Genomic DNA, 11,731 nt, shown 5'->3' with positions numbered 1-11,731 from the left:
TCCTGGCAAAGGGGCTGCCAGGAAGTGTCAACCATGTCTCCGTACACGTGTCCACCATGTGTCCGGTCTCTACAGATGCTTCAAAAAGGGACCCGCCGTAAGGGCGGAAAGGTGACTAAGCGTCGACATTACAAATGAATGCGCCTACATCCCTCGAAACCACCACCCACGATCCTTCAAGCAACTACAGGCCGATACTCCCGACACCGCTCCCGCAGTATCTGCGCCAGCAACCGCACCTCGGGACTGTGCCGGTACTCCTCGGGATACCCCATGTACATCGGCACCTCCCGCTCCCGCTGATGCTGCAGGTTGACCCGCACCAACCGCCCTTGCGCCAACCCCTGCTGCACCCGATGCTCCGGCAACCAGGCAAACCCCATCCCCCGCTCGACAAAGCTCTCGGCCGCCGCCAGGCTGCTCACCGTCCAGCGCTGCGAGGTCCCCAGCCAACCGCTGTTCTGCGAATTGCGCGTGCCGGAATCGCGGATCACCACCTGCCGGTGGTTCTTCATGTCGTCCAGGCTCAACTCCCCCTGCGCCTCGCTCAGCGGGTGGCTGGCCCCCACCACGCAGACCAGCGAGACATTGAGCAGGAACTCCTGCAGGTAGCCGGAAGGCAGGCTGCTGGCGATACCCAGCTCGACCTTGCCATCCTCCAGCAGCTCCCGGGCCCCGGACAACGCCGTCTCGTACAGGCGGATACGGTGATCCTTGTACTCCAGGGCAAACTCCTGCAATGCCTGCTGCAGCAATTCGATGGGGAACAGCACATCCACCGCCAGCGCCTGCTCGGTGAACAGCCCGGGCTGGTACTGGTTGGCCAGGTGCTCGAGCTTCTGCGCCGCCCCCAGCAGATGCTTGGCCTGCGGCAGCAGGGCCTTGCCCAGGGAGGTGAGCACGGCCTTGCGGCCCTCGATGATGAACAGCTCCTGGCCCAGGAGCATTTCCATGCGGTTGACCGAATGGCTGATGGCCGACTGCGACTTGTACATGTGCTCGCCGGCCTGCTGGAAACCGCCGCACTCGACCGTGCAGACGAACGCGCGCCACTGATCGAGACTGATCTTGGAAAACACCACTACCTCCTTGTATGCCCGCGCCTGCGGGTGACGAATCCTGTGTCCTGCGGGGTTGTACCACAGCTTCGCCCGACACATGAAGACCATGCCGCGATGCGCGCACTTTTTGTCACTATTCGCCCGGCGCGGTTCATGCGACAACAACCTCCCTCACGGTGCCCGGCACTAATGGATGAATAATGGACAAGGAAGTCCCGACCATGCAGAGATGCACAAGCGATACGGCATAAATATATAGCCGAAACAACAGGTCAATCCGGCGATAACACCGCCATAAAATTTTCATATTAAAACAATTGAAAATTCTAATTGCCCTATTGTTCGACAATCTGCCCTTCACCCCTTTGCGCAAGCCGCGTGGAATCACGGGGCACGCGGCTGCGCGCGATAAATAAACCTTTAACTTTCCCGCCTGAAAAACCATGAACAGGCGTCATCAATCCCATCGGAATTATTCGCTTTTTTTGGCAAAAGCTTCAGCCGCAATAATTAAATGGCCAGCAGGGTCTGGCACCGGAACAACAAGACCGGTTGTGTATTTTGGGATTTTTTCAACAGTGAAAAATAATTGGGCATACACATGAAAATCGGCATTGATGATATTGGGCTGTCTGTACCGCAACACTTTTTCGCACTGGAAGAACTTGCCGAACGGCATGGTATCGATCCGCAGAAATACCTGGTCGGCATCGGCCAGGAGTTCATGGCCGTGCCGGCCCCGGACGAAGACATCGTGACCCTGGCGGCCAACGCCGCCCTGCCGCTGCTCGATGACGCCACCCGCGCCTCGATCGCCACGGTGATCCTCGCCACCGAGAGCGGCATCGACCAGTCCAAGGCCGCCGGCCTGTTCGTCCACAGCCTGCTCGGCCTGCGCGCCGACTGCCGCGTGGTGGAGTTCAAGCAGGCCTGCTACGGCGCCACCGCCGGCTTGCAGATGGCCCGCGCACTGGTCGCCCAGCGTCCTCACGAAAAGGTACTGGTGATCGCCACCGACATCGCCCGCTACGAGCAGAACTCCGAGGGCGAATGCACCCAGGGCGCCGGCGCCGTGGCCATGATCGTGGCCGAGAACCCGCGCCTGCTGGAGCTGCACCCGCACCAGGGCCGCTACAGCCTGGACGTCTCGGACTTCTGGCGGCCGAACCTGCGTAGCACCGCGCTGGTCGACGGCAAGCTGTCGATCGAGGTCTACCTGGAGTCACTGCGCAACGCCTGGCAGAGCTACCGCGCCGACGGCGGCCTGGGCCTGGAAGACATGAGCTTCCTGTGCTTCCACCAGCCGTTCACCAAGATGGCGAAGAAAGCCTTCTCGGTGTTCGAGGCGATCGAGCCTGAAGCAGCCAAGGCCCTGGGCGAGAAGGCCTACTCCACCAGCCAGCTGTACGGCAAGGCCATCGGCAACTGCTACACCGCCTCGCTGTACATCGCCCTGCTGTCGCTGCTGGACAACAGCGACGAGGACCTGACCGGCCGCAACATCGGCCTGTTCAGCTACGGTTCGGGCAGCGTCGGCGAGTTCTTCAGCGCCACCGTGGTGCCGGGCTACCAGGCCCATTCGCGGCGCAAGGCGCATGCGCGCATGCTGGCCAGCCGCACCCGCCTGGGCCATGAGCAGTACAGCAGCTGGTTCTACGGCGACAACCACCCGGCCGTGGCCGACTACAGCACCCCGTACGTCACCAGCGGCGCGTTCCGCTACGGCGGTTGCGAGGGCTATCGCCGTCAGTACGAGAGCACCGCCCTGTCCCTGAAGATGGCGAGCTGACGACCATGAGCGACGTGCTGCTGAGCTGGCCGCAACCCGCGGTCGCCTGCCTGACCCTGAACCGTCCGCATGCCGGCAACGCCCTCGACGAGGCCCTGCTCGGGGCCTTGCACGAGCAGCTGCAGGCCCTCGCCGAGCACCCGGGGCTGCGCGCCCTGGTGCTCGACGGCGCCGGCGAGCACCTGTGCACCGGGGCGGACCTGGAGTGGATGCGCCGCAGCCGCGACTTCGACCATGCGCGCAACCTGGAGGACGCCAGCCTGCTGGCCAACGTCCTGCAGCGCCTGGACGACTTCCCGGTGCCGGTGCTGATGCTGGCCCGCGGCGCGGTGTTCGGCGGGGCCCTGGGCCTGCTGTGCTGCGCCGACCACGTGCTGGCCGCCGAGGATGCGCGGTTCTGCTTCAGCGAGGCGCGCCTGGGCCTGGCCCCGGCCTTGATCAGCCCCTACGTGGTGCGCGCCATGGGCGTGCGCCAGGCACGGCGCTACATGCTCTCGGCCGAGGTGTTCGGCACCGAGGACGCGCTGCGCCTGCAGCTGGTCCACCGCCTGGTGCCCGCCGCCGAGCTGGAGCAGGCCCGCGACCGCTGGCTGGCCACCCTGCTGCAGACCGGCCCCCAGGCCAGTCGCGAGATCAAGCAGATGCTGGCGCGCCTGGCAGGCCGCGACCACCTGCTCGACGAGCAGGGTTGCAACCTGCAGCTGATCGCCCGCCTGCGCACCTCCAGCGAGGGCCAGCACGGTCTTGCCGCCTTCTTCGAACGCAGCCGCCCCGACTGGGCGCAATGAACCCTGGGTGCGCGGACCACGAAGCCCGCGCCGTTCCGGCGTCGCCGACGACGCCCGACCTATGAGAAAAGGATTTTGCCATGTGTGGTTTCATCGGTGTCTACCAGTCCAAACGCAACAGCATCAGCGACCAGTCGATCCTCGACGCCCTGGCCGCCATCAACCACCGCGGCCCGGACGAGCACAGCCTGTGGCGTGACCCGGGCGAGCGCGCCGTGCTCGGCCACACCCGCCTGAGCATCATCGGCCTGGACAACGGCATGCAGCCGATCGTCGCCGACGAAGGCGACCTGGCGGTGATCGTCAACGGCGAGTTCTACGACCATGAGCGCATCCGTACCGAGCTGCAGGCCGAAGGCGCGATCTTCAAGACCGCCTCGGACAGCGAGATCGCCCTGCACCTGTACCGTCGTTCCGGCATGGCCGGGCTCAAGGAGTTGCGCGGCGAGTTCGCCATGGTCCTGTTCGACCGCCGTCGCCGCCTGATGCTGGCGGTGCGCGACCGCCTGGGCATCAAGCCGCTGTTCTACACCCAGCATGAAGGCAACTGGTACTTCGCCTCCGAGATCAAGGCCCTGCTGGCCGCCGGCGTCAACCCGACCTGGGACGAGAACGCCTACGCCAGCCGCGCCTTCTACCTGCGCGACCACACCCTGTTCGAAGGCGTGCGCAGCGTGCAGCCGGGTTGCTGGGTGATGGTCGACCACGGCGGCCTGCACAGCGGCCGCTATTGGGACATGGAATTCGCCCGCCGCGATACCCCGGCGCCGAGCGACGAGGCCGGCATGATCGAATCCGTGCGCGCCGCCATCGAGGAAGCCGTGCGCCTGCGCCTGCGCGCCGACGTGCCGATGGGCGTGTACCTGAGCGGCGGCATCGACTCCTCGGCGATGCTGGGCATGGCCACCGCCCTCAAGGGCGAGCCGCTGGACGCCTTCAACCTGTCGTTCACCGACATGGACGACTACGACGAGAACCGTTTCGCGCGCATGGCCGCCGAGCACAACGGCGCGCGCTTCCACACCATCGAGATCACCCAGGACGACCTGGCGGACAACTTCGAGCAGGCGGTGTGGCACAACGAGACGCCGTTCTTCAACGCCCACGGCGTGGCCAAGTACATCCTCAGCAAGGAAGTGCGCAAGGCCGGCCTGAAAGTGGTGCTGACCGGCGAAGGCGCCGACGAAGTGTTCGCCGGCTACCCGCACTTCCGCCGCGACATGCTGCTGTACAACAACGAACAACAAGACCCGAAAGTCATCGACCTGCTGCGCCAGCGCATCCAGGCCAACGAGCAGGGCTACACCAACGCGCACATGCCCCACGACATCCACTGGATGGTCGACCAGCTCAAGCACGGCGTGTCGTGGCTGGACAACCAGGCCGGCTGGTTCAAGGCCCTGGAGAGCCTGTACCGCGGCGACTTCCGCGACCACTTCACCGGTGTCGACCCGTACCGCCAGTTCTTCGACCGCCTCGACCACGGCAAGCTCGCCGACCGCGACCCGGTGCACAACTCCATGTACCTGTGGGCCAAGTCGTACCTGCCGAACTTCGTCCTCACCACCCTGGGCGACCGCATGGAGATGGCCAACAGCATCGAAGGCCGCGTGCCGCTGCTCGACCACCACGTGGTCGAACTGGCCTGCCAGCTGCCGGTGTGGATGAAGGTGCGCGGCGCCACCGAGAAGTACGTGTTCCGCGAAGCCATGCGCCCTTACCTGCCCAAGGCCCTGTACGAGCGCAAGAAGCACTACTTCCGCGCCCCGCCGGCCACCCTGCAGCAGCAAGGCCGCCTGTGGCAGCTGGTGCAGGACACCCTGCACAGCCGTGACCTGGACGCGCTGCCGTTCTTCGACGCGGCCAAGGTCCGCACCCTGCTCAAGCAGCTGCCGACCCTCAGCGCCCAGGAACAGGGCCTGCTCGACCCGATGCTGATGGAGCTGACCAGCCTGTGCCTGCTGCAGCGCCGCTACCGCATGAGCGGCCAGAGCTGGAACACTTTGAGCGAGGTGGCCGCATGAAGATCGCGATCATCGGCGCCGGCCTCAATGGCCTGGCCTGCGCCCTGATTCTCAAGCGCTTCGGCCTCGAGGCCACGGTGTACGAGCGGGCCCATGGCCCGCGCGACTCGGGCACCGGCATCTACGTCTGGCCCCAGGGCGTGCAGGTGCTGCGCTTCCTGTTCAACGACACCGGGTTCATCGGCCGCGGCAAGGCCATCGAGTTTCTCGACACCCATGGCCGCGACGGTCGCCTGATCCACAGCCAGCCGGTGCGCCCGGACGGCCTGGGGATCCCGGCGCCGGCGGTGATGTTCCCGCGTCCCGAGCTGTTCGGCCTGCTGCGCGAACGCCTGGCCCCCGGGCAGATCCGCTACCAGATGGGCTGCGAGAAGGTAGAGAAGGTCGGCGAACAGGCGCGGGTCACCTTCAGCAACGGCGAACAGGAAGACTTCGACCTGGTGATCGGCAGCGACGGCGTCGGCTCCACCGTGCGCCAGTGCCTGGAACCGGGCCTGACGCCCTACGACACGGGCCTGGTGGCCAGCCGCGGCATGGTCGAGTTCGACTCGCCGCTGCTGCTGCCCGACCGTTGCCAGATCTTCGCCTCGGAGTTCTCGCGGGTGGTCACCTACCCGCTGGCGGCCGACCGCCCGTACCGCTACTGGTTCGCCGCCTACCAGCACCGCAACCAGCCGCTGCTCGACCGCGACGGCCTGGTACGGCTGTTCGCCGACCTGCCGCCGGATGTGGTGCGGATGATGCAAGCCACCGAGCACGAACAGATCCTCACCCACAAGATGATGGCGCTGACCGGCGCCGGCTGCTGGCAGAACGGCCGCGTGGTGATGCTCGGCGACAGCATCCACGCCATGCTGCCGACCCTCGGCTACGGCCTGACCCTGGGCCTGGAGAACGCCTTCATGCTCGCCCAGGCCCTGGTCGGCTGCTGCGACGAGCGCCTCGACAGTGCCCTGCAGCGCTACGAGATCCGCGCCGCCGAGCGTTCGCGGGTAATGCTGGAAGTGATGCGCGACATGACCGACCTGTACTACTTCGAGGAGGACAGCGCCATGACCTCCTCGCGGATCCGACCGATCGTCGAGCGCTTCCACGACCTGGCCCTGACCACGGTGTTCTGAGGAGATCGCCATGAGTGACGCATACCGCCAGCGCCTGCAGGCCTTCGTAAGCGAGCGCATCACGCCGAACGTGGCGGCCTGGGAGCAGCTCGGCGCCTACCCGGCCACGCTCAACCGCGAGGCCGGCGCCGCCGGCCTGCTCGGCCTGGGCCACGACCACCGCCAGTTGCCGGACGACCCGCGGGCCGTGGCGGTGCTGATCGAAGAGCTGACCCGCAGCGGCGCCCAGGGCATCACCATGGGCCTGGGCTCGCACTTCGTCAGCCTCAAGGCGGTGCAGGCCACCGGCCACCCGATCGTCCACGACCTGGTGCCGGCGGTGCTCGACGGCCGCCAGAGCATCGCCCTGGCGATCACCGAGCGCCAGGCCGGCTCCGACCTGCGCGCCCTGGAGTGCCGGGCCACGCGCCAGGCAGACGGCTACCGGCTGAACGGGCACAAGGCGTTCATCTGCAACGCCACCCGCGCCGACTGGCTGCTGATGGTCGGCCACTGCGAGGACGGCCTGGCGCTGTTCCTGGTCGAGGGCTCCGCCGCCGGCATCCGCCACACCCCGCGCCAGGCCCTGGGCTGGCGCTGCCTGCCGCTTGCCGACCTGGAGCTTGTGGACGTGCCAGCGCTGCGCCTGACCGGCAAGGGTGGCGTCGGCCGCCTGCTGCAGGCCAGCCTGCAGCAGGAGCGGCTGAACCTGGCGGTGATGGCCATCACCAGCGCCGACATGGCCCTGCAGGCCGCCATCGACTGGTGCAAGAGCCGCCAGGTCGGCGGCAAGGCGCTGTTCGACAAATCGGTGATCCGCCAGCGCCTGGCTGAGCACTACGCGCAGCTGACGGTCAGCCGCCAGTTCGTCGACACCTGCGTGGCCCGCCAGGCCGAAGGCATCCTGGACGCGCACCAGGTGGCCATCGCCAAGAACAGCGCCGTGCAGACCCTGGAAACCCTGGCCCGCGACGCCGTGCAGTTGCATGGCGCCCACGGCTGCGTCGAACCCTCGCTGGTCGAACGCATCCACCGCGACGCCCGCCTGCTGGCCATCGGCGGCGGTACCCACGAAATCATGCTGGAAATCATCGCCCGGCACCTGTGAAGGATCACACCATGAGCACCATCAGCGACCACGCCGCCGCGCACTCGCGCGCGCTGCTCGAACACGCCTACCAGCGCTACTGCGGGCTGGAGATGCTGGAACAGTCCCCCGGCCAGTGCACCTGCCGGCTGACCGTCACCGATGCCATCGACAACCTCAGCCAGACCCTGCACGGCGGGGTGATCTACTCGATGCTCGACGTCACCAGCATGCTCGCCACCCTGCCCCTGCTGGGGCCTGACGAGTACGCCCTGACCAACAGTTTCAACACCCTGCTGCTGTCGGCCACGCCACGGGACACCGAGGTGCTGTTCCACGCCAAGGTGATCCGCGATGGCCGCAACCTGATGTTCACCCAGGCCGAGGCCTGGCGGGTCAACGCCGACGGCAGCCAGACGCGCATCGCCAGCGCGCAGCTGAGCAAGTTCAGGCTCAAGCGCGAGTGGTAATGGCGTAATCACCCATCACGTTCATCGCGGGGCAAGCCCGCTCCCACGCGATTTGTGGGAGCGGGCTTGCCCCGCGATCGTTTCAGCACAGAGCCCCTGGCGATACATGACAACCTTAAGGGTAATACCCTGATTATCTGCGCTTTTCACTCCCGCCCGATTGCTCAAGACTGGCTATCACACACATCACTGAAAGGATTCTCGCAATGAATCACAAGGTCCTGGTCATCCGCTCCTCGATCAAGTCCGATGGCGGCTTCTCCGGCCAACTGGTGGACAACTTCCTCAAGCAGCTCAAAGAGGTCAACCCCGAAGCTTCGGTGGTGGTACGCGACCTGCACGCCCAACCCATCCCGCACCTCAATGCGGTGACCATGGACGCCCTGTTTGGCGGTGATGCCAGCAGCATCGAGGCGGCCGCGGCGCTGAAGCTGTCCAACGAGCTGATCGAAGAGATCCAGGAAGCCGACCGCGTGGTGATCGGCCTGCCACGCTACAACTTCGGCGCACCGTCGATCCTGCACACCTGGGTCGACTACATCGTGCGCGGCGGCGTTACCTTCACCTACGTCGACGGCGCCCCGGTCGGGCTGCTCGACGACAAGCCAGTGCACGTGCTCAACGCCAGCGGCGGCGTCTACAGCCAGGGTACCGACACCCTGGCCGGCTGGCTGTCGCAGACCCTGGGCTTCGTCGGCCTGAACAGCGTCGAGTTCATCTACGCCGAAGGCCTGGGCATGGGCGAAGAAAGCCTGGCCGCGGGCCTGGCCGCCGCCAACCTGAAGATCCAGCACAGCATCGCCGCCCTCGGCGAACGCCCATGCCCAAGCCTGGCCACCGCCGTAGGGAGGTAAGATGACCCGCAGCCAAGACAACCCGTCGGTCCAGGAGCTGTTCCTCAGCGAACTGGTGGCCGAGCCCAACCGCTACCACCTGTACATCTCCCACGCCTGCCCGTTCTCGCACCGGGTGCACCTGGTGCAGAGCCTGCTGGGCCTGGAAGACGCGCTGGACGTCACCTCGGTGGCGGCGCGCCGCCACGACCAGGGCTGGGAGTTCGACGAGCACGACCAGGACCCGCTGCACAAGGACGTCACCCTGCTGTCGAGCCTGTACGAGCGCTCGCGCCCGGGCTTCACCGGCAACCAGTCGGTGCCGGTGCTCTGGGACCGTCAGCAGAACCGCATCGTGCACAACGATTCGGCGGAGCTGGCGCTGCAGATGGCCACCCGCCTGCTGCCCCTGGCCAAGACTCCGATCGACCTGGTGCCCGACCGCTCCAGCTGCGACATCGTCGAGCTCAACCAGTGGCTGCACACCAACATCAACCGCATGGTCTACCACATGGGCTTCGCCCCGGACCAGGAGAGCTACGACCAGGCCTTCCAGCAGTTCTTCGCGGCCATGGACACCCTCGAGCACCGGCTGCGCAAGCAGCCGTACCTGGTGGGCGGCAAGCTGAGCCTGTCGGACCTGTTCCTGCTGCCCACGCTGATCCGCTACGAGGCGGTGTACTACGTGCACTTCAAGACCAACCACAAGACCCTGGCCGAGTACCCGGCGCTATACCAGTACCTGGTACGCCTGACGCAGATCCCGGCGATCTACCGCACCATCGACATGGCGCATATCAAGCTGCATTACTACTACTCGCACAACCACATCAACCCGACCCGGATCGTGCCCCAGGGGCCGGCGTTGAGCTGGTTGAACTGAGCAGTCGGCGTTTGCGGACCTTTCGCGGCACAAGGCCGCTCCTACAGGAGGCGCATCCCCTGTAGGAGCGGCCTTGTGCCGCGAAAGGGCTGCAAAGCAGCCCCAACGGGTTGAAGCCGATTGCCGCTCAGCACCTTGAGGCTGTTACACGCCAAGACCACGCCGATCTTACAAACTGAACCTCATTCAGGCCTTGCCACGCCGCGGCCGCTGGCCGGCCGGAACCACCAGCCCTGCTGCATGCCCGCCGCCGCCAGTAAGATCAGACCCACGCCCAGCCACTGCACCGGCGCCAGGCGATGGTCGAAGGCCACCCAGTCGACCAGGATCGCCGCGATCGGGTAGATGAACGACAGCGCCCCGGTCAACGCCGTGGGCAGGCGCTGGATGGCGCTGTACAGCAACACGTACATCAACCCGGTATGCACGATCCCCAGCGTCGCCAGGCTACCGAGCGCCGGCAGTTCACCCGGCAATCCTCCAAGCTTCACCCAGGGTGCCAGCAGCAAGACGCCGGTGCTCACCTGGATCAGCGCGATCAGGTGCGGCGGCGTGCCGGTCAGGCGCTTGATGATCAACGCCGCCACGGCATACAGAAACGCCGCGCCCAGCGCCAGGACAATGCCCAGCAGGTACTCGTCGCCACTGGCCTGCCCCGCGCCATGGGCGCTGACGATGGCCAGCATGCCGAGGAACGCCACGCTCAACCAGGTCAGCTTGGCCGGGGTGATCTTCTCGCCGAGAAACAGCGCGGCCAGGCCCACCAGCATGAACGGCTGAACGTTGTACACCGCCGTGCCGATGGCAATCGAAGCCCGCGAATAGGAGGCGAACAGCAGCACCCAGTTGCCGACGATCGCCACCCCGCTGGCCACCGCCAGCAGGAAGGTGGCGCGGGTCAGCACGCCCGGCTTGAGAAAGCCCATGGCCGAGCAGATCAGCAACAAGGTGCCGGCGCCGAACACGCAGCGCCAGAACACCACTTCCAGCACCGGCTGCCCGGACACCAGCACGAACCAGCCAATGGTCCCGGAGATCAGCATGGCGGCGATCATTTCCAGCGAGCCACGGCGCAGCGAATTGTCCATCTCACACCTCCTGTCGACGATGGGCACAGTATGCGGAGGGTCGAGGGCGACCTTCCAGCGGATAACCAAGGCATATCGGTGCTCTCGCCTTTACTATCAAGGCACATCTTGAAAATCACCTAACGAGGCTGCCATGACCGATGCAATCGACCAGTTGCTTATCAACGCCCTGATGGAAGACTCGCGCCGCTCGCTCAAGGCCCTGGCGCAGATCAGCGGACTGTCGGCGCCCAGTGTCAGCGAGCGCCTGCGCCGCCTGGAGGAGCGCGGCGTGCTGCGCGGCTACACGGTGGAGGTGGACCCGCGCTGTTTCGGCTACCAGTTGCAGGCGATCGTACGGATTCGCCCGCTGCCGGGACAGTTGCAGGAGGTGGAGCGGCAAATCATCGCCATTCCCGAGTTCACCGAATGCGACAAAGTCACTGGCGAGGATTGTTTCATCGCCCGCCTGCATGTGCGCTCGATGGAGCAACTGGACACGCTGCTCGACCGCCTCAACGTGCTGGCCGAGACCAACACGGCGATCATCAAGAAGACGCCGGTGAAGCGGCGGTTGCCGCCGATGGATTAGGGTCTGTACGAAATGTGTCTGCGCGAAGGCCAGACAA

12 protein-coding genes are annotated in these 11,731 nt (G+C 65.8%); 9 read left to right on the top strand and 3 right to left on the bottom strand.

Annotation, left to right across the window (positions count from 1 at the left end):
• Positions 1–176 precede the first annotated feature (176 nt).
• A complete protein-coding gene (locus HU735_RS22310) occupies positions 177–1,079 on the bottom strand; it encodes a LysR family transcriptional regulator (RefSeq protein WP_186715378.1) in 903 nt (300 codons plus the stop codon).
• 454 nt (positions 1,080–1,533) lie between these two features.
• Positions 1,534–1,740, bottom strand: a complete 207-nt coding sequence (locus tag HU735_RS22305) for a hypothetical protein (RefSeq protein ID WP_162232977.1) — start codon at positions 1,738–1,740, stop codon at positions 1,534–1,536.
• Here HU735_RS22305 and HU735_RS22300 point away from each other — a divergent pair.
• The 8 genes from HU735_RS22300 (at position 1,663) to HU735_RS22265 (ending at position 10,035) form a co-directional block, all read left to right on the top strand.
• Positions 1,663–2,850 (top strand): hydroxymethylglutaryl-CoA synthase, encoded by a 1,188-nt coding sequence (locus tag HU735_RS22300; protein WP_186715376.1) that lies wholly within the window; start codon positions 1,663–1,665, stop codon positions 2,848–2,850. The two genes, HU735_RS22305 and HU735_RS22300, sit on opposite strands and share 78 nt — an antisense overlap.
• Positions 2,851–2,855: 5 nt before the next feature.
• Complete coding sequence (locus HU735_RS22295; protein ID WP_110739294.1) at positions 2,856–3,638, top strand: enoyl-CoA hydratase-related protein; 783 nt, start codon at positions 2,856–2,858, stop codon at positions 3,636–3,638.
• 80 nt (positions 3,639–3,718) lie between these two features.
• Positions 3,719–5,662, top strand: coding sequence for an asparagine synthase (glutamine-hydrolyzing) (gene asnB / locus HU735_RS22290; RefSeq protein WP_110739293.1), 1,944 nt, complete (start codon positions 3,719–3,721; stop codon positions 5,660–5,662).
• Entirely contained in the window at positions 5,659–6,783 is a 1,125-nt protein-coding gene (locus HU735_RS22285) for an NAD(P)/FAD-dependent oxidoreductase (protein ID WP_050706619.1), read from the top strand. The genes asnB and HU735_RS22285 overlap by 4 nt, the downstream gene beginning before the upstream one ends.
• A gap of 10 nt (positions 6,784–6,793) precedes the next feature.
• The gene (locus HU735_RS22280) at positions 6,794–7,870 is read left to right on the top strand and encodes an acyl-CoA dehydrogenase family protein (RefSeq protein ID WP_186715374.1); all 1,077 of its coding nucleotides are present in this window, start codon (positions 6,794–6,796) and stop codon (positions 7,868–7,870) included.
• A gap of 11 nt (positions 7,871–7,881) precedes the next feature.
• Entirely contained in the window at positions 7,882–8,319 is a 438-nt protein-coding gene (locus tag HU735_RS22275) for a PaaI family thioesterase (protein WP_028692820.1), read from the top strand.
• A 206-nt stretch (positions 8,320–8,525) separates the two neighbouring features.
• Complete coding sequence (locus HU735_RS22270; RefSeq protein ID WP_050706621.1) at positions 8,526–9,173, top strand: NAD(P)H-dependent oxidoreductase; 648 nt, start codon at positions 8,526–8,528, stop codon at positions 9,171–9,173.
• Between the two features lies 1 nt (position 9,174).
• Positions 9,175–10,035, top strand: a complete 861-nt coding sequence (locus HU735_RS22265) for a glutathione S-transferase C-terminal domain-containing protein (RefSeq protein ID WP_051555768.1) — start codon at positions 9,175–9,177, stop codon at positions 10,033–10,035.
• 182 nt (positions 10,036–10,217) lie between these two features.
• Here HU735_RS22265 and HU735_RS22260 read toward each other — a convergent pair whose 3' ends face one another.
• Positions 10,218–11,123 (bottom strand): DMT family transporter, encoded by a 906-nt coding sequence (locus HU735_RS22260; RefSeq protein ID WP_186715372.1) that lies wholly within the window; start codon positions 11,121–11,123, stop codon positions 10,218–10,220.
• A gap of 133 nt (positions 11,124–11,256) precedes the next feature.
• Here HU735_RS22260 and HU735_RS22255 point away from each other — a divergent pair, with 133 nt between their 5' ends.
• A complete protein-coding gene (locus tag HU735_RS22255) occupies positions 11,257–11,694 on the top strand; it encodes an Lrp/AsnC family transcriptional regulator (RefSeq protein WP_186715370.1) in 438 nt (145 codons plus the stop codon).
• The last annotated feature ends 37 nt before the right edge of the window (positions 11,695–11,731 follow it).

This window comes from Pseudomonas sp. BW16M2 (assembly GCF_014268865.1).
In the GTDB taxonomy this organism is placed as follows: Bacteria; Pseudomonadota; Gammaproteobacteria; order Pseudomonadales; family Pseudomonadaceae; genus Aquipseudomonas; species Aquipseudomonas peradeniyensis.
This window is presented reverse-complemented; position numbering and strand designations above follow the sequence as displayed.